The sequence below is a fragment of the Sinosporangium album genome (assembly GCF_900100605.1).
In the GTDB taxonomy this organism is placed as follows: domain Bacteria; phylum Actinomycetota; class Actinomycetes; order Streptosporangiales; family Streptosporangiaceae; genus Sinosporangium; species Sinosporangium album.
Genome location: NZ_FNCN01000040.1, coordinates 1 through 25,317 on the forward strand (window position 1 = coordinate 1; position 25,317 = coordinate 25,317).

22 protein-coding genes and 1 CRISPR repeat array are annotated in these 25,317 nt (G+C 68.2%); of the genes, 8 read left to right on the forward strand and 14 right to left on the reverse strand.

The window, feature by feature from the left end:
* The 4 genes from BLQ73_RS26900 to BLQ73_RS26915 form a co-directional block, all read right to left on the reverse strand.
* A partial coding sequence (locus tag BLQ73_RS26900) for a transposase (RefSeq protein WP_420820042.1) occupies positions 1-158 on the reverse strand: 158 nt, incomplete at its 3' end.
* Between the two features lie 132 nt (positions 159-290).
* Entirely contained in the window at positions 291-1,418 is a 1,128-nt protein-coding gene (locus BLQ73_RS26905) for a helix-turn-helix domain-containing protein (RefSeq protein WP_176955704.1), read from the reverse strand.
* A gap of 452 nt (positions 1,419-1,870) precedes the next feature.
* A CRISPR array of direct repeats spans positions 1,871-2,316; the repeat unit is 28 nt; unit sequence GGACCATCCCCGCGTGCGCGGGGGCGAT.
* Positions 2,317-2,942: 626 nt separating this feature from the next.
* On the reverse strand, positions 2,943-3,845 hold the full coding sequence (locus BLQ73_RS26910) for a pyridoxamine 5'-phosphate oxidase family protein (protein WP_093174715.1): 903 nt from the start codon (positions 3,843-3,845) through the stop codon (positions 2,943-2,945).
* A 46-nt stretch (positions 3,846-3,891) separates the two neighbouring features.
* Complete coding sequence (locus BLQ73_RS26915) at positions 3,892-4,353, reverse strand: VOC family protein (RefSeq protein WP_093174717.1); 462 nt, start codon at positions 4,351-4,353, stop codon at positions 3,892-3,894.
* A gap of 119 nt (positions 4,354-4,472) precedes the next feature.
* Between BLQ73_RS26915 and BLQ73_RS26920 the strand changes: the two genes are divergently transcribed.
* Positions 4,473-5,045, forward strand: a complete 573-nt coding sequence (locus tag BLQ73_RS26920; RefSeq protein WP_093174719.1) for a CGNR zinc finger domain-containing protein — start codon at positions 4,473-4,475, stop codon at positions 5,043-5,045.
* A gap of 514 nt (positions 5,046-5,559) precedes the next feature.
* On the opposite strand, the gene BLQ73_RS26925 is transcribed toward BLQ73_RS26920, so the two are convergent.
* Together BLQ73_RS26925 and BLQ73_RS34730 are read right to left on the reverse strand one after the other, a co-directional pair.
* Positions 5,560-6,399: an SDR family NAD(P)-dependent oxidoreductase gene (locus BLQ73_RS26925; RefSeq protein ID WP_093174721.1), complete on the reverse strand. Its 840-nt coding sequence runs from the start codon at positions 6,397-6,399 to the stop codon at positions 5,560-5,562.
* Positions 6,400-6,466: 67 nt separating this feature from the next.
* On the reverse strand, positions 6,467-6,592 hold the full coding sequence (locus tag BLQ73_RS34730) for a hypothetical protein (protein ID WP_275936327.1): 126 nt from the start codon (positions 6,590-6,592) through the stop codon (positions 6,467-6,469).
* Positions 6,593-6,842: 250 nt separating this feature from the next.
* On the opposite strand from BLQ73_RS34730, the gene BLQ73_RS26930 reads away from it, so the two are divergent.
* Positions 6,843-7,874, forward strand: coding sequence for an AraC family transcriptional regulator (locus BLQ73_RS26930; protein WP_093174724.1), 1,032 nt, complete (start codon positions 6,843-6,845; stop codon positions 7,872-7,874).
* A 63-nt stretch (positions 7,875-7,937) separates the two neighbouring features.
* Here BLQ73_RS26930 and BLQ73_RS26935 read toward each other — a convergent pair whose 3' ends face one another.
* The 4 genes from BLQ73_RS26935 to BLQ73_RS26950 form a co-directional block, all read right to left on the reverse strand.
* Complete coding sequence (locus BLQ73_RS26935; protein ID WP_093174726.1) at positions 7,938-8,123, reverse strand: hypothetical protein; 186 nt, start codon at positions 8,121-8,123, stop codon at positions 7,938-7,940.
* On the reverse strand, positions 8,120-8,812 hold the full coding sequence (locus BLQ73_RS26940) for a maleylpyruvate isomerase family mycothiol-dependent enzyme (protein WP_245691451.1): 693 nt from the start codon (positions 8,810-8,812) through the stop codon (positions 8,120-8,122). Before BLQ73_RS26940 ends, BLQ73_RS26935 begins: the two co-directional genes overlap by 4 nt.
* Positions 8,813-9,192: 380 nt before the next feature.
* The gene (locus BLQ73_RS26945) at positions 9,193-10,806 is read right to left on the reverse strand and encodes an ABC transporter substrate-binding protein (protein ID WP_093174728.1); all 1,614 of its coding nucleotides are present in this window, start codon (positions 10,804-10,806) and stop codon (positions 9,193-9,195) included.
* Positions 10,807-10,906: 100 nt separating this feature from the next.
* Positions 10,907-12,526 (reverse strand): amidohydrolase, encoded by a 1,620-nt coding sequence (locus BLQ73_RS26950; RefSeq protein ID WP_176955705.1) that lies wholly within the window; start codon positions 12,524-12,526, stop codon positions 10,907-10,909.
* Between the two features lie 197 nt (positions 12,527-12,723).
* On the opposite strand from BLQ73_RS26950, the gene BLQ73_RS26955 reads away from it, so the two are divergent.
* Positions 12,724-13,650, forward strand: coding sequence for a LysR family transcriptional regulator (locus BLQ73_RS26955; protein WP_093174732.1), 927 nt, complete (start codon positions 12,724-12,726; stop codon positions 13,648-13,650).
* 285 nt (positions 13,651-13,935) lie between these two features.
* Here BLQ73_RS26955 and BLQ73_RS26960 read toward each other — a convergent pair whose 3' ends face one another.
* Both BLQ73_RS26960 and BLQ73_RS26965 read right to left on the reverse strand, forming a co-directional pair.
* A complete protein-coding gene (locus BLQ73_RS26960; RefSeq protein WP_093174734.1) occupies positions 13,936-14,598 on the reverse strand; it encodes a response regulator in 663 nt (220 codons plus the stop codon).
* Complete coding sequence (locus BLQ73_RS26965; protein WP_093174736.1) at positions 14,595-15,770, reverse strand: sensor histidine kinase; 1,176 nt, start codon at positions 15,768-15,770, stop codon at positions 14,595-14,597. Before BLQ73_RS26965 ends, BLQ73_RS26960 begins: the two co-directional genes overlap by 4 nt.
* 185 nt (positions 15,771-15,955) lie before the next feature.
* Here BLQ73_RS26965 and BLQ73_RS26970 point away from each other — a divergent pair, with 185 nt between their 5' ends.
* Together BLQ73_RS26970 and BLQ73_RS32830 are read left to right on the forward strand one after the other, a co-directional pair.
* Entirely contained in the window at positions 15,956-17,122 is a 1,167-nt protein-coding gene (locus tag BLQ73_RS26970) for an NAD(P)/FAD-dependent oxidoreductase (protein ID WP_093174738.1), read from the forward strand.
* Between the two features lie 14 nt (positions 17,123-17,136).
* Positions 17,137-17,310: a hypothetical protein gene (locus tag BLQ73_RS32830; RefSeq protein ID WP_176955706.1), complete on the forward strand. Its 174-nt coding sequence runs from the start codon at positions 17,137-17,139 to the stop codon at positions 17,308-17,310.
* Between the two features lie 258 nt (positions 17,311-17,568).
* On the opposite strand, the gene BLQ73_RS26975 is transcribed toward BLQ73_RS32830, so the two are convergent.
* A complete protein-coding gene (locus tag BLQ73_RS26975; RefSeq protein WP_176955707.1) occupies positions 17,569-18,783 on the reverse strand; it encodes an MFS transporter in 1,215 nt (404 codons plus the stop codon).
* Complete coding sequence (locus BLQ73_RS26980; RefSeq protein WP_275936328.1) at positions 18,783-19,835, reverse strand: PLP-dependent cysteine synthase family protein; 1,053 nt, start codon at positions 19,833-19,835, stop codon at positions 18,783-18,785. Before BLQ73_RS26980 ends, BLQ73_RS26975 begins: the two co-directional genes overlap by 1 nt.
* 740 nt (positions 19,836-20,575) lie before the next feature.
* Between BLQ73_RS26980 and BLQ73_RS26985 the strand changes: the two genes are divergently transcribed.
* Genes BLQ73_RS26985 through BLQ73_RS26995 form a run of 3 tightly spaced genes read left to right on the forward strand, consistent with a single transcriptional unit; the run spans position 20,576 to position 25,317 of the window.
* Entirely contained in the window at positions 20,576-20,974 is a 399-nt protein-coding gene (locus BLQ73_RS26985; RefSeq protein WP_245691453.1) for a YbaB/EbfC family nucleoid-associated protein, read from the forward strand.
* Positions 20,971-21,270, forward strand: a complete 300-nt coding sequence (locus BLQ73_RS26990; RefSeq protein ID WP_093174746.1) for a hypothetical protein — start codon at positions 20,971-20,973, stop codon at positions 21,268-21,270. Before BLQ73_RS26985 ends, BLQ73_RS26990 begins: the two co-directional genes overlap by 4 nt.
* Positions 21,271-21,276: 6 nt before the next feature.
* Complete coding sequence (locus tag BLQ73_RS26995; RefSeq protein WP_093174749.1) at positions 21,277-25,317, forward strand: WXG100-like domain-containing protein; 4,041 nt, start codon at positions 21,277-21,279, stop codon at positions 25,315-25,317.

Here is a 25,317-nt window from a genome sequence, read left to right on the forward strand (position 1 = left end):
TCGACTGTTCCGGCTCTGGTGTCCCATTCACGTGGCCGGTAGCCGTTGCGGTGGTTGACGCGGTCGTCGCTGCGCTCGCCGTAGCCGGCGCCGCACAGGGTGTCGGCCTCGGCCGACATCAACGCGTCGGCCATGGTCTTCACCATGGATCGCAACATGTCGGGGTCGCCGGTCTCGATCTGCTTCGCCAGCCAGGCGGCAGGGTTCACACTGTTGTTCGCGGCCATCGCCTGTTCTCCTTCGATCATGGTTTCAGCAACCTGAAGGATCACGCGATGGCCGTGTTCATTTCACGGTCGCCACGCTTGTGGCCAGGTCAAACTCGTACACCACTTCCGTGGACGCAACCCGTTGAGCATTTCTTGGCATGCGGCCTCGGCACCAGGGTGACCGAGATGGGTCAAGGTCGGGACCTTCATCTGCCCATGCCGCACCTCCGGCCAGCCGTCATGCCTGATCGGACGAGACTTCGTCTCACTAGGGAGCCGTCGAAACAGCTCCTCTTGAGCGCGCAGCTGGTCCAAAGCACTCTCTTTGTCACCTCTGGCGGCACTGATCTGAGCCAGCGTGCCGACGGCTTCCGCAGCAGCCGGAAGCGCACGCCCGTCCGCGACCCGAAGCGCGGCACGTGCATGCTCGGTGACAACCTGCGGGTTCCTTTCGCCGAGCGCTTGGTTTGCCTGGAAAGCATGAACGGCACTGATCATCTGCGGGTCGCCCGTCTGCTCGGCGGCACGGCGAGCTGTCTCCCACCACAGGCACACCTCCAGGGTCCTGCCTGTGCACGTGTTCCGCGTATGGGCGAGCAAGAATGTGAGCCGCGCGTTCAGACGCGCCCACCCGAGCGCCTCATAGGGCGGCGCGCCTGCGGCAGGGCCCTGTATGGCCGCGAGATCTGCGGCGATCTGCGAAGCAAGGTCTGGGAGTTCAGCCATCGGGTAGTTCTTGGCGTACTCCCATACCCTCCCTTCCCAGTCGGCCAGGCGGGTGGCGCCAAGCCGCGAGTCGATCAGTTCCCGCAAAGGGGTCAAAGAGTCTCCGAAGGCGGTCCCCATGGCCAAGCCGGCGCCGCCAGCCAGAATCTTGCGTCGTATCTCGTCCATGCCACCAGCATTCCCCGTTGGATCCGCTTCTGATATGTCACCGTCGTTGACATTCATGTTTGAACGCCTGATTTTCTGCCAGCCGACGAGGATCGCCCCTTGAGCGCGGAAAAGCTGCTCCAAAGGCTCGACACTCTCCTGCGGCAGGCGCCGCTGAGCACATTCGATCTTGCTGACTAAGCTCAAGCTCGTGTGGAGATGCGCCGCGACCTGCTTCAACGTGAGTTTGTTAGCTTCTCGAAGCACCTTGATTTGCGCTCCAAGCAGGTCCCAACCAGCTTGCTCGCTCGGGCTAGCACCTGGAATCCCAGCCACACGACCTCCTTGGACACGGTTGGACAACCGGATGTGTCCAACTATTGGCCTTCTACTGTCACCGACCATCACACATCATTACCTGGTGACCAGGGAGCTCCACCCCCCTGATTATGGGCGTACAGCACGGCCAATCGGCATCCACCGAAAAGAAAGCTCCGAAAACAATTCGGACCCGCGAGATGAAAGCGACTCACCCCACGGGCCTTTGACCGGACGCCAGACACAAGGAAGTCCGATCCTTAAGACCATTGCACCCGCTATGCATCCCCGAACTGCGACGCCGAATCAGTGATCGCCCTCACCCACAGGTCGGGCTGCCGAGCGACTACGTGAAAAACTCGCCCACTCGGCTTTCCCGCCGTCGTGCACGAAGGCCATCACCTCGCCGTACTGAGCCTCGACTTCTTCGACGCGATCAGGCCGCCGCTGCTATGGAGATGGGCGTGCAGGGACCATCCCCGCGTGCGCGGGGGCGATCCGGCCATACGGTCTGTCCCCGCGGGACCATCCCCGCGTGCGCGGGGGCGATGGTGCGTTGAACTGGGGAAACACAGTCCCTGGCGGACCATCCCCGCGTGCGCGGGGGCGATGCTCAGAACCTCGCCGTGTGGTGAGGCCCTTCGGGACCATCCCCGCGTGCGCGGGGGCGATTTTCTTCCTTAGTGCAGTGCGGGGCCTGGAACAGGACCATCCCCGCGTGCGCGGGGGCGATCGGACGGGGACCCGGCCCGGGGCCGGTTACAGGGGACCATCCCCGCGTGCGCGGGGGCGATCGCGGATTGGCACCGCAGAGGAGTGTGATCGGCGGACCATCCCCGCGTGCGCGGGGGCGATTTGCCGATGGGGGCCAGGTGCTCGTCGGAGCCCGGACCATCCCCGCGTGCGCGGGGGCGATCGCCCTCCCTGACCTCATGGCGCTCTATCCCACCCGTGGGACACTAGATATCCCGACCGACAATCCCTGGAAGCCATAGCCGCAGCATGAGATCCACAAGCCATTCCGAACCGAATGAAAAACAGCTCCCGGCGTAGAAGAGACCCAGGTCAGCGAGTGTCGGCCCCGCGCACGCGGGGATGGCCCCCTGCGGTCATCGTTGTTGAGCGTGATCTCCGCGTCGGCCCCGCGCACGCGGGGATGGCCCGAGGAGATGACACCGCCCCGGGAGATCCTGGCGGTCGGCCCCGCGCACGCGGGGATGGCCCCATGGTGCCTGCCTCGGGGATCCAGGGCCAGGCGTCGGCCCCGCGCACGCGGGGATGGTCCGAGCGGCAAGAAGGGCGGTCGGAAGTGACCGCTGTCGGCCCCGCGCACGCGGGGATGGTCCTGGATCGCCGAACATTCCTCGCCGCCACCTCGGGTCGGCCTCGCGCGCGCGGGGATGGTCCGTCCGTCTGGATCTCGACCCGCACCCACTGCACGTCGGCCCCGCACACGCGGGGATGGTCCGGCGGGTGCGGCGGCGTCGAGGGTCGATTCCGTGAGAGCGCTGAGGCTTGCAGATGCCCGTTGCGCTTCTCCGATCATGGTGGCGTTGAAGCCGGATTCGACGGATTGAAGCGGGACAGAACCGGTTCTGTCCAGCGCAGCGGGCTGGCCTCGGGGATCTCGACGACACCGGTGACGGTGAACTCGACTGACCGTTCGGCGCCGCACGCGGGATTCCAGTCGGTGCGGGCGGTGCCGGTGAGTTGCAGGGTGGCGCCTGTGCGCCAGTCGGGGAACAGTAGCCCGGCCTTGGGCTGGACTTCCAGGTTGCCAAGGGTGTTGAACATGGCGTTGCCGACGTAGTCGGGCCAGCGCACGACGGTCGGTGACAGCACCTCGACGAAGCCGGGGTTGCCGCCGCGGTGGGAGGCGTCGGCGTTGCCGTCGAGGTCGGCGGTGGCGATGAAGAACGTGTCGGCGGCGGCTATCAGCCGCCGTTGGCCGTCCGTCAGGGCATGGGATCGCATGGGCTCGGCGGGCGTGGTTGGTTCCCACCGAGGTTCACGCTTCTGGATGTACTTGGGGCAGTTGGAGTAGACCTGGTCGAGTGAGACGCGCAGGGCATGTCCGAGGGGGACGGCGTGGCCGTTCATCCGCATTCGGCGGTGGCGGGCCGGTTCGATCGCGAGCAGGCCGACCGCTGCGGGTTCGGCGAGCCGATCGCGCAGGGGGTCGCCCCACACCGCTCGTCCGTCGATCGTGATGGTGCGGGCGTCCTCGGCGTATAGGAACCCCGGCTGCCCGGTGAGCAGCGTCGCCCACATCCGCCCGTCGGTGTCTGCGGCGCCGAGCACCACCATCGGCTGCTGGGCGAGGAATTTGCGTGCCGCTTCGGGGATTTCCGCGCGGATGGCGCGGGAGGAGACCTTTCCCTGGTCGAGCAGGCCCGCGTGCCGCTGGGCAGCTCGTTCACCCTCGTGGTAGACGTCGACCGCCACAGCGGCCTCTTTTCGTCGGGTCGTCGGGTCGTCGGGATGAGAAGAATTAGAAGAAACCGCAGGTCGGAGCGGCTCCGTTAGGGGCGGGCTCGGTGTCGGCGCCGGTCGCTGCGTAGATCTCCAGGCGGATCCCGTCAGGGTCGGTGAAAAAGATCCCTCCGGAGGAGGCGCCCTCACTGTGCGGGACGACGCCGTCGTAGGCGAACTCGGCGGAAAGGTCGCGCAGAAGGTGTTCGGCGGCCTTCACGTCGTCGATCGACTCGACCTGGAACGACAGGTGGTGCAGGCCCGCCGAGGTGGTCGAATAGGCGGTGCAGCTCTGCTGCCACAGGGTGAGCACCAGCTGCCCTTCCCGTCCCAGGAACGCCCAGCGGCGCCCCTCCTCTTTGCCTTCGGCCTGCACCTCGAGGCCAAAGACCCGCAGGTAGAAGGGCAGCGACCGGCTCAGATCGGTCACGTTCAGCCCCACGTGCCCCGTCTGCAGGGACTTAATGGCGACCGTTTCCATGACGCACTCGCTAACCCGGGCTGTCACGCCCGATTGTCGATCTAACTGTCTATTCCAAGATAGAAGGTTAGACAATCGTCGTCAACCGGCAAAACCTCGATAGGCGGTAGACTCGGGACATGGAGTCCAGGGATGCATCACACCCGCAAGGAGCCACGGACCCCCGTCCACTCATCGGCGAACCGCTGTCCCTGGACCTGCTCAACACCCGGTGGGTCATCGACGGCATCGGCCATGACCTGCTCGACTCCACCGATGGCTTGGCTGTCTGGCTACGCTCGGCCGGCCTCCACGACCGGACGGTGGTCGACCGGGCGACTCTCGACGCCCTCCGGGAGACCCGCGAGACCCTGCTGGCGCTCGTGGACGACGCCTCGTCACCGAGAGCCGCCGACGCCCTCAACCGCCTTCTCGCGCACGGCGCACTGCGCTACCGCCTCGGGCCTGGCGGCCCGGAGACGCATTCGGAGACCGATGACCCCGCCTGGTTGGCGGCCTGGCTGGCCGCAGCCGACTATCTGCGGCTTCTAGCCGACAGGCCCGGCCGCATCAAGGCCTGCGCACACCCCGACTGCGTGCTGCACTTCCACGACACGACCAAGAACGGCACCCGACGCTGGTGCTCCATGGCCATCTGCGGCAACCGGAGCAAGGCCGCCCGCCACTACGAGCGCACGAAGACCCGGCATTGATCACATCGCAAGGCTCATGGGAGGGGGCGATGGGACAGTCGGTCTCGATCCCCCGTAGAGGCACTCCGAAACGATCGAAGATCGGAAAGGTCAACCTCTACTGGTTGCGGTAGAGCACGCCATGTAACCCGCCGATCATTGCCCGAACCCGTGGCCCGGAATCTCACAGTTCTGCCGTGAGCGCTAACTGCCGTGAGCACTACTGCCGTGGACGCCGTTGCCATGGATCGGGCTCCGCTTGTCAATGCCGAAATCCGGCGACGATCTCGTAGATTGCTGCTTTGTCCAGCGGGTCGGCATTTCGGAGTACGCGGCGCAGGTCCCCGAGAGCGGCTGTCATGGCAGTGATCTCCTCCCCTGCGAGTTTCTTGGGCGGCTCCTCCCTTGCCGGGTCCGTAGCGGCAAGGGAGGGCTCGTTACCTTTGTTGACTCCGCCCCCTCGTCCAACAGTCGTCGAGGGCGGTGGAAGGGCGAAGACGCAGCTCACACTGGTGATGGCAGCACCGGCATCGCGCTACAGCCCCAGGGTGGCGGCGGTCCGCTCGTAGATCGCAAGGGCCAGGGCCGGGTCCACGGCTCGGGGGGAGGGCTCGGAGGGCGCCGCGTTGGTGAAGAAGCCTCCGCTGGGTTCCGGTGCAGGTGTGGCGGTCGCGAGGTGGACGATGGTGCGTACCCCTTCGTCGGGTGTGATGGAGAACGGGCGGAACAGTGGAGCCGTCAGCCGCATGAGGCCCCCGGCGTTGGTGTTTATGCCCGTCCCCTTCACCATGCCGGGGTCGGCGTTGTACACCTTCACTCCTTGGGGAAGCCGCCGGGCGAGTTCCTTGGATGCCAGGAGGGACAGCAGCTTGCTCGTCGCGTAGACGTGTATCTGTGAGTAGAAGCGCTTGCGCCAGGACGTGCCGAGAACGTCGGGGTCGTGCACGTCGAGCTTCCCGCGTTTCTCTAGGAAACTGGACAGATTGATGATCCGGGCCTCGGGAGTGAACATTCCGGCCTTCAGCAGCGCATGGGTCAGGAGGAACGGAGCATGGTGGTTGACCGCGTAGGTCCGTTCAGCGCCGTCCGGGGTCTCCGCGTAACGGGGGAAGGCGGCTCCCGCGTTGTTGACGAGCACATCGACGGGGGTACCGTCGGCTTCCAGCTTCGCCGCCAGGTCCCAGACCTGTGCCCGGTGTGACAGGTCGGCCGCCAGCGACCGGACGTTCCCGGGCAGCCCTCTGGCCGCGGCAGCGGTGCGCTCTCCGTCGCGGCCGACGAGGACGACATCCATTCCGGCCTGGACGAGGTGACGGGCGGTCACCAGGCCGAGGCCGCCGGCGGCGCCGGTAATGACGATGGTCTTGGCTGTCATGGCGATTCCTTGTGGTCACTGCGGCTGAAATGCGGCGCGGGCGCGGGCTGGACGAGCCCATCGACCGTTACGAAGGCGTTCCGCGCCTGGTGGTGCGGGTGCCGAGCTGCCGGTAGGTCATCCCACCGAGGTCGTCGACTAGGGCGACCCGGTCGGGGTGGGCGGCCATGGCCGCCTTGACGGCGGCGGGCATCGCCCCCACCGGTCAGAGTCGCGTTTGAGCCGGACCAGCAGGCCCGGCCGCAGCGGGTCCAGCACGCCTGCCCGCACCAGCACCCTCGGCATGCGCCACGGCGAGATCCTCGTATCCGGCATGCTCACCCCTCCGTTCTTGGGTTGTGCGGAAAATCTAGGTCGGAACGCCTGGCCAATTGGACGACCCAAACTCGCGCATTGCATGACCGAAGCGCGCGTCTGCTACGGTCCAGCTCAGGGAGGGGCTTATGTCGATATCCGGAGTTCCGAGCCACTTTCTCCGTACGGCTGTCGCCTCGGTCGAGGCGACGGGAGCCGACGTACGGCACGCGATCCGCCACCCCTTTACCGCCTCACACGTGGACTGTGATCAGGCGGTGGACGTGATGCGGGCGCTCTGGCACGCCACCGGCGACGAACTTCTGGGACTCGGGCCACGGCCGGTGCCGCCCGGCACGTTCCGGATGATCGCACTGGGACTGATCCACACGCCCGACCTGCGCTCCTCGCTGGAGCGCCTGGTCGAGTTCACCGCGATCACCACGGGTTACACACGCAGCAGACTCGTCGTGGACGGCACCGCGGCCCGGATCGAGATCGCCACCGACACGGAAGTGCGGCCACTCGCCGCCGAGATCACGGTCGCCCTCGTGCACCGCTTCCCCGCCTGGCTGGTCGCGCAGCGGATCGCGCTCACCGCGCTGCAGCTGCCTTTCCCGGAACCGGACTACAGTGCCGAGTACGCGCCGATCTTCGGCGTCACGCCGGTTTTCGACGCCCCGGCGGTCTCACTCACCTTCGACGCCCGCTACCTGGCCGCGCCTGTCGTGCGCAACGAGCGGGAGCTGCTGAGCTACATCCGCCGCTCTCCAGCGGATCTGATCTACCACCGCGACTACGGCACCACGACCGCCGACCGGGTGCGCAGCATCATCGAACGCGGCGACATGAGCAGTTGGGCCCGCGCCGAGGACGTGGCCGCCCGGCTGTCGATCAGCGTCCAGCACATGCGCCGGCTCTTGCGGGAGGAAGGCACCTCCTTCAACAAGATCCGCGAGGAACTGCTGCGCGACCTCGCCGTGGACAGCCTGCGCCGCGGTGGCGAGTCCATCGATGAGATCTCCTACCGGCTCGGATTCTCCGAGCCGAGCGCGTTCCGGCGCGCCTTCACACGCTGGGTCGGGACTCCGCCCGGTGAGTACCGCCACAGCCTGATCACGACCGCCGCCACGACGCCCGCCAGGCACAACCAGGCGAAGACGTCGCCGATCACCCGGTAGAGCGTGGCGGAACCTCGCGTAGAAACATCGGCGAACACGATGTGCTGGTCGCTGCCCGCGTAATCATGAGCGGCGAGGGTACGGCCCGTCGAACGCCCCGGCCACGCCGAATTCCGCCTGCCGGATCATGGAGTAGCCGTTCTCGATCGCGCGGAGCTGGGCCTTCTGGCTGTGGACCGGCCCCATCAGCGGGCACCGGTCTTGAGGCAGCGGGACAACCGGCTGGGCCGGCTTCGAGCCCCCGGTCATGTCATGCTGTGCCGATCGCGCAGGATTTCGACGCCGTCGCCGTCAAGTTCATCGCAGTACACCGAGCGTCCGGTCGTGGCCATCACCAGTGCCAGGGTGGTGCCGGACACCAGCGGGCCGGAGCCCGTGGTGAAGGGGCCGTCGGTGGCGACGAGTCGCAGGCCGACGATCCGTCTCTTGGCGGCGACGACCAGGTCCGAGCCCCGGTAGTACTCGGCTAGCCGGGTGAGGGTCTCGATCGGGTACTCATGGCGAATGCCCAGCGGTCGCCGGATGTCCTCGGCATGCACGATCGTCTCACCCAGCATCGCGATGACCGGGAGAGGTAGTTTGGTGGTGCTCGTGATGACGCGACGGAATCTGTCATGCGTCTCGGTCGCGGTCGTGCCCAACTGCTCGGCCAGCCGCATGGCGACCTGTTTGTCGAAGTCGAACCGGCAGCGGATCACCCCTGCCAGCCACCGCAGACCGTTAAGGCTCGCCCCTACGGTGAGGTGCGCCAGCACCTCCCGCACAGTCAACCCGGCACACAGCGACGGAGCCGCCCACTGCTCGTCGGTCAGATCCTCCAGGTCGTCCGCCAGGGCCGCTCGCTCGGCATGCACCAGCGGCCAGAGGCCGGCCCTGCGACTGCCCCGTGCTTTCGGCGCCGGATTGGTCTTGCCGGACAGCCTTTTCTCGTCAGTCACAGAAGTCCTCGCGTCAGGTCGGTAGAGACGGTCGACGAGCAACCGGCGGCGCTCGCAGGCAGGGGTCTATTCGCCCGACATGCCTTGACGACCTTCGTGTCGTTGACCAGCAAGTTCGTTTGACAACCCTAGATAACGACGGCCACGCGGGCCGGTGCCGGCACTGCACCAGCGGCGGCACCGGCGGAAGGCCGAAGTCGCTCCCGATTCCAATATACTCGCACAGGCGTTCGATTGAAACATCCAGTCTTTGGTTCAGGGGTTACGGCATCCGACCGCCGGGTTCTCCGGCAGCGCCCGTACCCCGCGGAAGAGGACGGCGATCAGCAGGGTGATCCGGGCGCTGCCGGCGTGGGCGAGTCAACGTACGAGGTGCTCGCTTATCCTCGGCCGGTGACGCGCGCGGCGCGGAAGTCGACGACTCCGTTGGGCTGGGCCGTGAGGCCCTCCAGCGAGTCGCGCACCCCGGCGTAGAAGGACGGGCGGACCAAGTAGATCATGGGCAGTTCCTTGGCGAGTTCGACGGTGAGCTTCCCGTAGAGTTCACGCCGCTTGTCCACATCGGGTTCTGACCGGGCCGCGGTGACCATTTCGTCGACCTTCGGGTTGGAGAAGTTCCCGTAGTTGGACGGGCTCCCGGTGGAGACGAAACGGCTGATGTTGGCGTCCGGGTCGATCCGTCCCGACCAGGTGTTCATGTGCAGCTGGAACTCCCCGGCGGTCGCGGCGGCCAGCACCGCCGTCGAGTCACGCGCGTCGATCTGCAGGTCGAATCCACCCTCCTGGACCATCGACTTCAGGGCCTGGGCGATCCGGCTGAACTCGGGGGTGTTGCTGAGCAGCACCGAGACCTTGACCGGTGTGGTCACGCCCGCCTCTTTCAGCAGCTCCTTCGCCTTCTGCGGATCGTGCGGCGTGCACGCGGTCGCCGGCTCACTGGCCAAGGCGGACGACGGCGCGATGAAGCCGCAGGCCCCGGCGTATTGGCCGTTGTAGACCACCTTGTTGAGCGCCTCGCGGTCGATGCTCAGCTCAAGGGCTTTACGGACCTTGGGGTCCTGCAGCGGCCCCTCGACCTTGCCGGGCTTGCCGATCTTGCCCGTGTTCCCGCTATTCACCTCCAGGCCGATGAAGCCGATCCCGTTGGACTTGATGATCTTTGTGCCGTTCTTTCCGTCGAGGCCGGCGACGTCCGTCGTCGGAACCCGTTCCACGACGTCGATGTCCCCGGACCGGAGGTTCGTCACCCGGATGGTCGAGTCCGCGATGACCTGGAAGGTCACGCTCTCCAGCTGGATCTTGGCGGCGTCGTAGTAGTTCGGGTCCTTGACCACCTTGACGAAGTTCTGCGGAGCCCGGCTGTCGAACTTGAACGGGCCGACACATACGGGAGAGTCGCCGAAGTTGTCCCCGGCCGACTTGAGCGCGGTCGGCGACATGACGAGACCCGCCCGGTCACTGAGCATGACGCTGAACGCACCCGGCGAGATGGGCTTCTTCATCGCCAGCAGCACGGTGTGCTCGTCGGCGACCGCGACGCTCTCCAGCGCGGCCAGCTCGTTCTTCCGCTGCGAACTCGGATGGGTCAGGTGCCGCTCGATGGACACCTTGACCGCCTCGGCGTTGAACGGGGTGCCGTCGGCGAACTTCACGCCCTGGCGCAGTTTGACGGTGACGGTCTTGCGGTCCTCGCTGAACTCCGGCTCACTGGCGGCGAGCCGGGGCACCATGGTGGCCTCGGGGCTGACTGCGTAGAGCGTCTCGCACATCGCCTCGTAGACCACGACGGAGGAGAAGGTGTTGGCCAGTGTCGGGTCCAGCTGCCCCGGTTCACCGGCCACGGCGTACTTGACGTGCTTGTCTGTGCCGCCAGTTGCCCCCTGCGTGGTGTTCGACTGGGAACTGCAGGCGCCGGTCGCGACCAGGGCGCCGACGGCGAGAATCGAGTACAGGGCGCGCTGCGCCCCCTGGGGAAATGCTCTGAACGACCTCATGTGGTTCCTTGGAGATCAGGATGTTGCGAAAGGGGGGGTAGGGGCGCCGACCGATAGGACGGCACCGTGGTCGCCGGGCGTTCGTCTTATACGGTCTCGGTCAGCCGACGAGGCCGCTGGTCCAGACGGTGCGGCCGTCCAACAGAGTCAGTTCCGAAGTGATGGTGTGGATCTCTTCGGTCGGAATCGTCAAGTAATCCTTGGAGAGCACCACCAGGTCGGCTCGGTAGCCGGGGATGAGACGCCCCCGGATGGCGTCCTCGAAGGTGCACCAGGCACTCCCCACTGTGTAGCCCCGCAGGGCTTCCTCCCTGGTCAGCAGGTTTTCCTGAGCCAGTGTCGGGGTTCCCGCCACGGTGAGACCGGTGAGGAACCACTCCAAGCTGGTGAACGGGTTGTAGGAGGCGCCGCGCATGCCGTCCGAGCCCAGGGCGATCGGGACGCCCGCCTCGATGAGCTTGCGCATTTCCGGAGATCTCGCGATGAGCGGTGCGCCCCAGGACTTGATGGACTCATCACCGTGGAACCGCATCAGGCTCTGGAGCATCACGCCCACCCCTAGGGCCTTCAACCGGGGGATGTGCTCCTCGGTGATCCCGGTGCCGTGCACGATCGTCCAGCGAAGGCCGGAGATCGGGTGCTTCTTGTTGATGCGCTCCCATACATCTAGTAGCCGGTCGATGTACAGGGTGTGGAACGCGTGGATCTGCACAGTCCACCCCTTGGCGGCGAACGGCGTGAGTAGCCGCTCGTGCAGCTCCATGGCCTCGGCCGAGGTGTCGCCCGGGGTCTCCATGAGATCATGGCTGCGGAAGATGATCACTTCGCCGATGCCCGACATCCGCATCATGTCGTCGCCGAAGTGCGGCTCAAGAAACCGGGCGTAGCCCGCCAGGTCCTCTTCCTCCGTGCCGGGGGCGGTCCCGTGCTTGAAGAGCCGCACCCGGGTGGCAAGCTCACCCCGACGCCATGTCTCGTAGATCGGATGGTAGACGTCCGGCCCGGTGTTGAAGCCGCCGCCGTCGATGCAACCGGTCAGGCCGACCCGGGCGAACTCCCGGGACAGGGAGGCCGTCGAGGCGACCTGGTTCTCAAAGGCCGGGGTCGGGAGCTGCCGGTAGAACCACGGCATCAACTGGACGCCACGCCCGCGGCCGGTCAACTCGCCGTTTTCGTCCCGCTCGAACCTCCCAAGGTGGGCCACGGACGCCACCAATTCCTCGGTGATCCCCATGGCCTCCATGGCGAGTGTGTTGAGCTGGACGTAGGTGTACTGCATCTGGACATAGACCGGGTGGTCGGGGGCGGCCCGGTCCAGCTCCTGTCTGGTCGGCCCCCGGCCGCCGTCCCGGAACTGCCGCTCGTCGAAGCCGCCGATAACCCGGATCCAGCTCCCCTTGGGCTGTCGCCGCGCCGCCTCCGCGACCAGCTCAAGCCCGGTGGACAGCTCGTAGACGTCCTCCCACCGGATTTCGTCGTCCCACGTGAGGCCGGCCCGGACGAAGTGGACGTGGGAATCGATCAGTCCGGGGATGACCCGGCGACCGCCCAGATCCACCACCTCGGTGGATTCACCGGCCAACGACCGGATCTCCTCGTCATCCCCCACCGAGGTGATCACACCGTTGCCGATCGCGAGGGCACTGACCTCGCCGACGTCGGCGAGAGTGGCGATCCGGCCGTTGACGAGAATCCGATCGGGAATGGCGGATGAGGTCACAACACCTCCAACAGAATCAGCCCGCGCATCGGCGCGGCTGTGGATGGAGAGCGTGGACGTCAGGACCATGACGAGAATCCGGCGGGGATTACAGATCGTGACAATCCGCGCTCGACAGTTACTCATTCAATGTCGCGGGGGATACCCCGCGAGGTCCAACAGAAGCTTTCAAAGGTAGGTATGGATAGCATCGCTAGATGGAGCTACGGCAAGTAGAGCACTTCGTCGCCGTCGCCCAAGAGCTCAATTTCTCCAGGGCAGCCGAGCGGCTGCACCTCGGTCAGTCGGCGGTCTCCTCGTCGATCCGGGCGCTTGAGCGCGACCTGAACACGGTCCTGTTCATCCGGGACAGCCGGACCGTTCAACTCACCCATGCCGGCCAGGTCTTCCTGCCCGTGGCCCGCCGGTTGCTGGCCACCGCGCGCGAGGCCCTCGACAACGTCTCGGCGGTCAGCGGGCTGCTCACCGGCACGATCAGAATCGGGATTATCCAGACACTGGAGAGGATCGATATCCCGGGCGCCCTGGCCGATCTCCGCAAGCGCCATCCGGGACTCTCCGTTCACCTGCGCGACGAGCAGCCTCACACCATGCTCACCGATGTGGCTAGGGGCCGACTGGATCTCGCCGTGGTTCCCGCGATCGGCGACGAGCCCCCCGGGGTACAGCTGCAGCCGCTGCATCGCGAGGACTTCGTCCTGATCACATCGACGACGCACCGCCTCGCCGACCGGGTGACGGTAGACCTCGACGAACTGACCGACGAGGTGTGGGTCGAGTTCCTCAAAGGCAGCACGCTGCGCCAGGTCAACGACGAAGTCCTGGGCACATCGCGCACCGTCGTGGCCGACCTCGGCCAGATGGCGCTGCTGGTCTCGCTCGTCCAGGCCGACGTCGGCATCGCCATCGTCCCGCGCTGCGTGGCCGAGAACGCCGGCATGCCGACCATCGGCATCCGCCAGGCCTTCCCGCCCCGCGAGATCCTGCTGGCCTATCCCGCCGGTCCGATCAGCGCCTCGACTTCCGCCGTCATCGACGCTTTCCTGTCGGCCAAACGCCGCCGCGGCACCCGCACGCGCACCCCGATGAACCCGGATCCCGGAAACCCGGGTCCCGACACCTGACCGGCGCCGAAGGTTCAGACGCGGGTACGGCGAAGCGCGGGCCGCCAACGCCTCACGAATCCTCGGTCCTTGGCGGCTCCGGCCGGATTCCCGCCCGGGTCGTCATCGACGTGCTCATCGACGCGATCCGGAACCGTGTCCGAGCCGTCACCGCGTTGCCGTCCCCGTCCCGGCCGCGGAGGATCGTCTCTACCGACGACCCGTTGATCACGGCCGCCGCGACGGCCGGCGTGCCGTAGACGGAGCAGTAGTCGTCGACCAGCCGTTCGCCGGCGGATGGAATCCTCAGTCAGGCAGTTCGCCGCGACCGACAAGCCCGTTCTCGTACGCATGGATCACCGCGTGCACGCGGTCACGCAGGTCCAGTTTCTGCAGGACGGCCCGGACATGCGACTTCACCGTGTTCTCGCTCAGCACCAGTTCGGCGCAGATCTCGCTGTTGGACCTGCCGCGGGCGAGCAGGCCGAAGATCTCGAGCTCGCGCGGGGTGAGACCGTCCAAGGCCGTCGTCCGCCGTATCGGCACCTGCCGTACGAGATCGAGGACCGTCGCGGCGACCCCCGGTGCGAGCGCCGACGTCCCGGAGGCGACGTCGCACACGGCTTGGGCCAGGGCGGCGGGCCGGACGTCCTTGGTGAGGTAGCCGCTCGCGCCGGCCCGGATGGCGGCCACGACCAGTTCGTCATCGTCGAAGGTCGTCAGCATGAGCACCCGGGTCGCCGGTGCGATCCTGACGATCTCCGCGGTGGCGGCGACCCCGTCCATACGCGGCATGCGGATGTCCATCAGCACCACGTCCAGGCGGTGCCGCCGGACGACCTCGATCGCGTCGCTGCCGTTCGCGACGTCGTGGGTGACCTCGATGCGCTCATCGGCCGACAGCACCGTACGGAGCGAGGCCCGCAACAGCTCCTGATCGTCGACGAGCATGACACGGATCGCGGTCATGCCCCCTCCTTCGTGGGGAGCCGCGTCCGCAGCACCCACCCCTCGTCCCCGTCGTCGATCGACAAGGTGCCGCCTGCGGTACGCACACGTTCCTCGATCCCCATCAGACCGGTCCCCGGGCTGCCGACGTCGCGAAGCGCCTTGCCGCCGTCGTCGCAAACCTCCACCACCAGCTCGGCCCGGGCCCAGCGCAGGCGAACGGTCACCTCGACCGGTGGTTCGAGGTGGCGCAGCGCGTTGGTGATGCCCTCCTGCACGGTACGGACCGCCGCGACCTCGGCACTCAGGCTCAGTGGTCGCCGCTCCCCCACCTCCGCGAACGTCACCGCGTGGAGCGGGCTCGCCGCCGAGGCCACGAGGTCGGGAAGGGCATCGAGCGAGATCGGGACCTGTCCGGGCCGGGGGTCGGCGCGCGGTGCCGCGCCGACCGGGCCCAAGGTGGCCAGCATCGCTCGCAGACCTTGGTGGGCGTCCCGGCCGGCCTCGGCGATGTCGCCGAGTTCGCGGCGGGTCGCCGGATCCGCCGTCGTGACCGCCGCGGCCTCGATGCGCGCGACCATGACGGTGACGGTGTGGGCGATCACGTCGTGCAGGTCGCGGCGGATGCCGGCCCGTTCGTCCGCGACCGCCGCGGCCAGCCGTTCGCTTTCGGCCCGCCGGTCGGCCTCGCGCCTGCGGCGTATCAGCAGGGCCGCAAGCCACACACCGCCGACCGCGAGCATCAGCAGCCCGCCCTCGACCAGGCGGGTCCACCCAGAGCTGTCAGAGGGCAGCCGGGCCCACGCCACCAGCTCGGTGAGGACGACCCCGAGCGCGGCAACGGCCAACGCGGCCACCGAGGACCTGACCGAGACCCGGCTGGTCAGCCGCCACAGCGTCATGGGGAAGCACACGGCCGAGGGCAGCATGCTGGGTGACCAACTCAGGGAGGGCATCGTCACCAGGACGAGCATGCCCAGCGCGCCGATCGCGTAGCCCGCCCACGGCCGTCGATGGGCCACCACCGCTCCCACGTGGAGCAGGACGGCGGCACCCGCCGCGGCGGAGATCTGCCACAGCTCCGCGCCGAGGTGTTGGACGCCCGCCAGGGTGAGCACCGTCAGGAGAGCCAGGACCACGTGCGCCACCACCGTCGCCGCCGGCCATGTGCCCCGGCGCTGGGAGGCTGTCACGGTCGTCGCCTCCCGGTGGGCTCGTGGTGGGAAACCGTACCTGGCTCGCCGTGCCACAGGATAGCCAGCGGCGGGCAGGCCGATCCCGACGACCAGAAGGGCGAGCTGTGATCGACGGCATAGCTTCCGGTACCGACCGAGTCGGTACCGGAGGACGCGGGCTACGACGGAAAGGTACACACGACATGTCAGTGGGCTGGGACACGGCCGTGGCTGGATGGGAAGGGTTCGCTCCCCTGGCGGGCGATGTCGCCGCCGACGCCTGCGTGGTGGGTCTGGGTGCCTCCGGGTTGGCCGCGATCGAGGCGTTCCTCGACCGCGGCCTCTCAGTCGTCGGGGTCGACGCCGACCGGGTGGCGGCCGGGGCGGCCGGACGTAACGGGGGCTTCCTGCTGGGCGGACCGGCGCCGGCGTTCCACCGGGCCGTCGAGCGCTGGGGCCCGGCCGCCGTCGACCTCTACCGCGACACGCTGGGGGAACTCGACCGGCTGTACGCGCTGCTCGGCCCGTCGGTGATCCGCCGGGTTGGCTCCATCCGGCTGGCCGGACTGCCCGGCGGGCCCGCGGACGAGGCCGAAGCGGCGGACCGGGAGGCCGAGGTGGCCGACTGCGCGGCCCAGGCCGCGGCGCTGCGTGAGCACGGAATCGCCGTGGAGGAGTACAACGGGCCCCTCGGTGTCGGCCTGTACCTTCCCGACGACGCGGCCACGAACCCGGTGGTGCGGGCCACCGGGCTGGCCGCGCGCCTCGGCCGTCGCACGCCGCTGCACGAGCACACCCCGGTGAGGTCCGTCGGCGGCGGCGCGGTGGTGACCGAGCGGGGTGTGATCAGGGCGCGGTTCGTCGTGGTGGCCGTCGACGGGCGGCTGGAGAGGATCGTGCCCGCGCTCCGTCCCCACGTGCGGACGGCCCGGCTCCAGATGCTGAGCTCCGCCCCGATCTCGTCGCACCGGCTGCCCTGCCCGGTCTACGCCCGCTGGGGTTACGACTACGCGCAGCAGCTACCCGATGGACGGCTCTACGTCGGAGGTGGCCGGGACCGCTTCCTCGACGAGGAGTGGACCCACGACGCCGACCCCACCGAGGCCGTGCAGCACCACATCGAGGACGTCGCGCGGCGGATGGCGGGCGGTGCCGTACGGGTCGAGCACAGGTGGGCGGCGTCGGTCGGATGGACCCCGGACGACCGGCCGCTGTGCGCCCGGGTGGAGGTGGGGGTGGTCGCGATCGGCGGTTACAACGGCACGGGAAACCTGGTCGGCCCGGTGACGGCACGCGCGGCCGTCGAATACCTGCTCGACGGGAAGACCCCTCCGGCGTGGGCCAACGCGCTGGATATGGCGGCGGGCTGACATCCACTGAGTATGTGGAGCGTTTCGGTCAAGCGCTCGACGACGGGCTGGATACGCCGCGTGCCGTCCAGACACTGGACGAGCTGTTCCAGAACAACGACCTGCCCGACGGCAGAAGGTTCGAGACCGCGGTCTTGCTCGACCGCGTGCTCGGACTTGAGCTGGCACGCGACGTAGGGCGCTACTGATCCGCCCCCAGGCCTCCGCGCGCCAGCGCCGGCGTGGTCGCCGTCACGGCCCCGCTGGCGGGCGTGAGCAGCTGCGTGGCACGCCCACCAGCACTATGAACACACCATCGCTGATCCGCGCCACGCCGCAACGAGCGCTCCCCGGTCCAGCAGATCAACGACCTCGTAGGCAGCGATCTTGACGGTATGTATGCCCTGCGGTGCCATCCGCGTACGTCGAACCTCAGGGCGACCGCCGCTACGGAAGCCGGACGGTCTTCAGATCAAGGCCGGGCGCTCGGAGGGCGGGGTCAGCAACCCGCGCCGGTCGAGTGTGCGTACGGCCGACAGGCACACCAGGCCGAGCGCGGTCAGGAGGAGCCAGGGGACGGCTCCTGGCACGATGTCGACGAGCAGGCCGGTGACCAGATTGCCCAGGGCGATGCCGATGCCCGCCACCATGTTGTAGAGGCCGTAGTGCGTGGCGACCATACGGTCGCCCGATAGTGCGACTATCCGGTCCATCTCAAATGGGTAGGCGAGCACGGTGCCCAGGGCGAGCAGTACGGCGCAGGCGAGCACGGCCGCCAGCCGTACGGGGGCGGAGCCTGGCCAGAGTGCGCCGTAGACCACCAGGGGCAGGAAGGCGGCGGCCATGCACGCGAGCCCTCGGGTGATGGCCTGCGGCCCTGTCCAGCGGCGGCGGGCCCAGTCGGTGACGCGCACTTGGCCGACGACCGCGACGACCGCGGAGACCACGAACAGCACGCTGACCGCTGCGCTGCTGTCGAGCTCCAGCGGCAGCGCCAGGTAGACCTGGAACGACAGTGTGTAGGAGCCGGCCATGGCCAGCGTGAACAGCATGAACGGCCGGTTCGTGATGACTGCCCGCCAGTCGGCGAGAACTGGGCCGGCGGGCGGGGTGCTGGTGCGGCACGGCGGGAGGGCGAGGTATTGCAGCATGGTGAGCAGGGCGAAGGTGCCCGCCGCGACCAGGCATACGAGGCGGAAGTCCACCACGGCCAGTGCCAGCCCGATCGGGGGTCCGATGAGGATGCCCACCTGGTAGAAGACGTTGAACAGGGCGAATGCCTCCACCCTGCGCGGGCCGGCGTCGTGGGCGAGGTATGCGCGCACGGCCGGGTTGAACAGCGCCCCGGCGAAGCCGGTCATCGCCGAGGCGATGAGTAGAGCGGGGAGGTTCGCGGCGAACGCCAGGAGGGCGAATCCCGCCGTACGCAGGAGACATCCGGCGAGAATGACGGGCCGGTAGCCGAGCCGGTCGGCGAGGGTGCCGCCGATCAGGAACATGCCTTGCTGGCTGAGGTTGCGCATGCCGAGTATGAGCCCGACACTCCACGCCGCCATGCCGAGGCCGTCGGAGAGGTGCCCTGCGAGGTACGGCATCAGCATGTAGAAGCCGGTGTTGATGGTGAGCTGGTTGACCATGAGCAGCTGGACGCTGCGGTCGAAAGAGCGCAGGCGCCGCCACATCAGCGCTTCACCCCCGTGACGCAGCGGGTCCAGCGGGTGACTTCGGCCTCCGCCGGGCATTGGATTTCCTCGGGTTCGTCCGCTGGTGGCCGGTCGAGCAGGTCGTGGGCGGCACAGTAGTCGTCGTCGAAGACGGATGTGTAGTAGCGGGAGGGGCCGTCCGGGAAGACTGCCGCGATCCGGGTGGACGGCTGCATGGTCCGGGCGCACCAGGCCGCGACGGTAGCGACGGCGCCGACGCTCCACCCGCCGGTGGCGTAGTGGGTGGCGGCCAGCCGCCGGCACGCCCACACCGCTTCATGCGGGGCAACCCAGTGCACTTCATCGAAGGCGTCGCGGGCGATGTTCCGCGGATGGATGCTGCTGCCGAGGCCGCGCATCAGCCGGGTCCGGGCGGGCTGACCGAAGATCACCGAACCGACGGCGTCGACTCCGATCAACCGCATGTCCGGATAGAAGCGGCGCAGCTCTCTGGCGATGCCTGCCGAGTGGCCACCGGTGCCCACGCTGCACACCAGCACGTCGATCCGGCCGAGCTGTGCGATCAACTCGCGGGCCAGGCCGGTGTAAGCCTCCACGTTGTCCGGGTTGTCGTACTGGTTCGGGTAGTAGGCGCCGGGGTGTTCGCGCAGAAGCTCATCGACGCGGTCCAGCCTGGCCTGCTGCCAGCCGCCCACCGGGTGCGGATGGCCCACGGTCTCCACGGTGGTGCCGTAGGCGGTCAGCAGGCGGTGCACGATCGCCTCCATGCCGGGATCGGACACGACAGTGATGGGATGCCCATAGGTGATCCCGGCCAGGGCGAGTCCCAAACCGAAGGTCCCGGAGGTCGATTCGACGACCATCGCCCCGGGCGCGAGGTCTCCGCGGGCGCGGGCGCGCTCGATGATGTGCAGGGCGGCGCGGTCTTTGATGCCGCCGGGGTTGGCGCCCTCCAGTTTGGCCCAGAAGCCATGGCGGCCGGAGGTGAAGGTCTCGCCGATCCAGCAGGTAGGCGTGTTGCCCACCGGCAGCGGCAGGGCGGGGTGAGTGATGGCTGGTGCTGAGAACATGGTGATCGGCCCTTTTCGGCGCATGCTCGCGCCAGGTCGCTGATTGTCACGGAACACGTCGTCTCGCGGGCATCTCGTGGGATGCCTGCGGTGTCCGCGGCGATCAGGGCCGATAGACCTCAAGGGTGTGGGTGAGCACGGCTCGTTCTCGATGGCCCCGGGGCGGGGCTCTGCTTGGTGGCCGGCTGGGCGCCCATGTTCGGGGCGGTGAGGTGAAGTCTCCGGTGAACCGGTCGATCTCGACCGCCGGCCTCACGGGCGAAAGGTCGGATGCCGACATGTTGAACGCGTCCGAGTGCACCGCCCCGCCGTGGTGGTCATGCGGGTTCGGGTGCGGACAGGACATCGAACTCGGTGCGCTCGATGGGGTGTGCTGATGGTGAGGGGTGGTGGCGTGCACCCAAAGGTGCACGACCGTGAGGGTCCCGATCAGCACGGCAAGCCACGTCACCAAACGTGGCTTGTGCGCAACCTTCCCCCCGATACACATTTCAGCTACTTACTGTAGCCGAACCACTCCGATGGGTAACGCCTGGTAGTTGGGTGCGACCACAACGCGCACTGGTGGACTGCAACGCGCGCCCCCCCGAAGGCCCCAGCCGTACGGCATTGCGTTCTTTTTGGTCGTTTTTTTCTTAGTGGAACGCATGGCTTTTATATCAGTTATGCGGAGATATGTGGAAATCGGTGGCAAGCGCTTGTACCAAGTACGTAATGTGGAGTTAATTTCCCATTTAGCAGTGAAAGGTGAAATTGTGGCCGACGCGTTCCAAGCAACGGTCGGGGAGCTGGCGGGCCAGATCAACCAGCAGATCGAGCGCGTACGCGAAACGTATGGAGCACTTAAGGCCATCGCGTCAACGACGACCTCCTCCGACGGGATGATCAGCGTGACCGTCGGGCCTCAGGGCGAGGTCCGCGGTATCGAATTGAACCCGCGCGTCTACCGCAAACTGTCCGCCTCCGAGCTGGCCGACGCGATCATGGATCAGATCAACCGCGCCATGGCCACCGTCGCGGAGCAGCGCCGGCGGTTGATGGAGCCGCTCATGCCGGAGGAGCTGCGCTACGACCAGGTCTTCGGCGAGAACGTCACGCTCGACGCCTTCCTGCCCCCGCCCGTGGACACCGACGCATGACGGGCTACTACGTCCGCCCTGACGCGCTGCGCAGTCAGACACGCGTCTACGACGAGCAGCACACCGACATGGAGCAGGTGCGCGACAACCTGCGGGCCGCCTTCGACCGCGACGGAAACACGCTCGGTAGTGATCTGTACGGCGCCGAGCTGGCCAAGAAGCTGCCCGGGATCGAGAAGCACATCTTCACGGCACTGGACGCCTACATCAAGGAACTGGAGCACACGTCCACCGGCCTGCACCGCACGGCCGACACCTACGAGCTGGCCGACCGGATCCGGCTCCCCGGTTCCTGATCACCCATGGGCTTCGACGGGTTCCTCGTGCCCGACTGGGCCAAGCCTTACATCGGGTGGGTCGTCGGCATGGACTGGCCGGAGGGTGACGAGACAGGCTGTTTCCGGCTGGCCGACGCGTGCGTGACCGCGGCCCACCGCATCGTCGAGGGCACCGCCGCCGACCAGCCGTGGAGCGCGAACAAGATCGGCTCAGAGTGGGACGGGGCCGCTCACCTGGCCTTCGCCGAGCACGTGGGCAAGGTGGCGGAGCAGCAGGTCGCCGACCTCGTCAGCCGGCTGATCAATACCGCCGTCGCGCTTAACGGTGTGGGCGCGCAGATCCAGTACGCCAAGTACATGATCGAGGTCACCGTCTGGCTGCTGATCGCGCAGCTCGCGTACCTGCTGGCGGCCGCTATGGCCACCGGCGGGGCGACCCTGGCGCTCATCCCGACACGTGTGCTGATCGCTCGCATGACAGTGGCGCAGATCGCCAAGCGGACCCTGCTCAACATCGCGATTTACGCCGGGATCGTGGCGGGGATGGACTCCGGCATCCAGGCCCTGCAGATGGCGCAGGGGCGCAGGGACGAGTTCGACCTGCGGCAGTTCGGGATCTCCGCGGTGAGCGGCGGCGCCATGGGCGGGCTCATGGGGCTGCTGAGCGGCGGGCTCACCCGGCTGGCCACCCCCGCCCTGCGCGCGGGGCTGACCAGGGCGGAGATGAGCACGGCGGAACGACTGCTGTCGGCCGCCAGTTCCTCCCTGTACGGCCAGGCGGCCCAGTTCGCGGTGACCGGCGGCATCACGACGGCCGGGACCCTGCTGGCGCAGGGCGACTTCAGCTGGGACCTGCTGGCCAAAGGCATCACCTCAAGTGCTCTCGGCGCGGACGGCCAACACCTGGCCGCGCCCCTCGCCACGCCCCTCGCCACGCCCCTCGCCACGCCCCCGCCGAACCGGGGCGGCACGGATTCTCCGTACGGAGACCCGTCCCCCGCCCCGCACAGTGGTCCCGATCCGGATCCGCGCCCCGCCCCCGATTCACGTTCAGCCCCGGACCCGCGCCCCGACCCGCCGAGCGGTCCCGACCCGGCCCCGCGCTCTGTTCCGGACTCCCAGAGCGGCCCGAATCCGACGCCTCAACGTGAGTCCGACCGCGCCGCCACGCTGAGCCACGCGGCGGCCGATTTCGGACCCGGTGCCAAGCCCGACAGTGGACCTGAGGCCGCCCACCAGGCCGCGGTCCCGCACAACCCGCCGGATCGGCAGCACCAGGGAGAGGTACGGCCGCAGCCCGCACCTCCGCAACCCGCACCGCCGCAGGCCGCACCTCCGCAGGGTGGAGTGCCCGTGCGCGGTCCGGAGGCGCCCCCCGGCTCCAGGACACCCGAGCAGAGCACATCCCCTGCGCCCCGCAGTACACCGGAACCCCGCAGCACACCGGAACACGCCGCCGATGGCGCACCCCGCCGACCGGACGGACGTGGGAACGGCGCCGAACCCGCGGCATCCGCGCGTCAGGGGGCGCCCGGCGAGACGCCTCCCGCGAGCAGGATCGAACGGCTGCTCAATCATGTCCCCGACTCGGGTGACACCATGCCGGGCCCCTCGGCGGCGAGCCGGGCCGACCACGAGAGCGGCAGCACGCCGCCTACCTCCCCGCCGGGCGGCGACGCCCCGCCGCCCCGGGCGGGCGAGGGTGCGACCGCGCCCTCCCGTTCGGACGACGCCCCGAGTGTCCCCTCGCAATACGGGCCCGGTTCGCGGGACGGCACATCGTCGCGGGTGCCGTTCGACTTTGAACGCTTCTACAACGATCCTCGCTGGTGGGCCGAGGCCACGAGGTTCGAGCAGCGCCTGGGCGCGTACTACTTCAACGACCCGCAGACCGTGGACGCCGCCCGCTCCGCGCTGCGCAAGCTACGCGACGTCCTCGTGGACCTCACCCCGAGGCGGCCCGGCGAAAGCCCCGAAGCCTTCGCCCGCCGCGTGGAGAGCGTCTTCTTCAAGGACGACCCGTCCAGCGCCGGGCAGGTGGGCACGCGCTCCGGGGTGACCGTCGACGACCTGCTCGCGCATGGGAACCTGCGCGAGCTGATGACGGCCTTCTACAACGGCGCCTACTACAACCGCGCCAACCCCAACATCTTCGGCAACGCCCTGCTCAACATCATGGACACCGGCGACTGGGGCCGGGCCCGCGAGGCCGGTCTCGATGTCGGCGAGGTGCGGCGGGCCCGGCACCAGCTCGACGAGCGGCTGCACCGCTCGGTGCTCGGGCGGCTGGAGGCCAGGCTCGCGCCGGGGATGTATACCTTCCACCGCGACCCTTTCGGCACGGGCAACGTCGCCATGCTCTCGGAACGCGGCGCCAGGGACGTCGCCGAGCTGGTCACGAGCCAGTTCAGCCGGCGCGACCGTACGGAGACGGAGATCCAGAAGCTGGACCTCAACACGACGCCCGGCCACTATGACCGGCTGGGCGTGCCGCTGGGCAGGTTCGAACGGGCGTTCGTGGAAGAGCACCTCAATGGGCCGGCCACCCCTGACGCGTTGCTGCCATGGCGGGAGGGTGTGACCGCGCATGACACGACGGGGAGCCGGTGGGCGAGGAGGATCGCCGGGGAGGGCTACCCCGTGATCGACGGCCTCTCCGGCACCACCGCCAAGATGCTCACCGCGGTCAAGTTCCTCGACCTCGGGCCCAGGACGACCGAGCGATTCCTGGGCGCGCTCATGGGATGGATGCTGCCCGGCCAGGACCACTCGCTGTTCGAGATCGCCAGAGGCGCGCAGATCGCGGGCGTGGGAGGGGTGCGGCTTGAGCCTGGCTCCCGGCCGAGCCCGGTGGACTTCTACCGGAGCCTGCCCGACATGGACCTCGCAACGCTGCGCCGCGAGATCCTGCCCGACGGCATGTTCCCGCATGAGTCCAGATACGCCACGAACGCCAGGGATGTCGCTGGTTTCTCCGAGACGCAGCATCCCAAGGTCGTCGAGACCGTCGACCGCCTCTGGCCGCAGCTGGAGAGCGGCCGGGTCACCGACCCGGACCTCGCAGCCTGGCTGGACCGCTCGGGCATCGACCCGGGCGACCCCGCCGCCGTGCGGGCGTTGGGCGAACGGCTGTCGCCCGCGCATGTGATGGCGCTGACCGTGTACACCAGGCACAGCCACTACCTGATCAACAACGTGACGCGTACCCAGCTCTGGACCGGGGGGGTGTCGGAGTCGGTGGTCAGGCGCCGCATGGCGGACAAGGTCCACCAGCTCGTCGGCAACTACCTGGACAACCTCGCCGCAGGCACCAAGGCCCTGCCGCTGCCGCTGGCCCTGCGCCCGCTCCTGCACGTGGGCGACGGCCACCTCAACTCCGAATCGCCCCTGAACTCGCCGGCCGGCTCCTACATCGACGCGGTTCGCCGTACGGACGATGCCAAGGAGCGGCTCGCGCAGGCGCGGGACGAGGGGCGGAAGGAGGAGGCCAGGGACGCCGGGCAGGACCTCAGGGCGGCCCGCAAGGACCGGCAGGAGGCATGGAACGCGCTCAAAGAGCAGCTCGGCAGGGCCACGCCGCGTCTGTGGGACGAGATGCGCTGGCACGCCGACATGGTGCACGACGCGATGGCGCAGCTCCCGGGGGTGGGCTCGCCCGAGCAGCCGGTGCGGGCGTACCGCGGCGACTGGTTGACGCCGGTGCACTCTCCGATCTACGGCTCCGGCCTGCACCCGCACGGGACGGCCCGCGAGTTCCTCAGCGTGAGCAAGCTGCTGGAGGTGGCGATCAGGTTCATGGCCGAGAACCCGGCCGGCGATCGCAAGGTCCTCGTGGCCTACCAGCTCACCGGGCAGCAGGCCAAGGACATCTCCATCTTCTCCTCCTTCTCCGAGGACCAGGAGGCCGTCTTCCCGCCGCATTCACGTGTGCGCCGGGTGGACGATCCGGAGCTGGCCGCGAGCCTGCGCGAAGAGGTGGATCGGCTGGCGGCGGACATGGTCGAACGCGGCGTCATTCCGGAGGTACCGCGCTCTTATAAGGTCATCGTGATGGAGGAGAGCTGA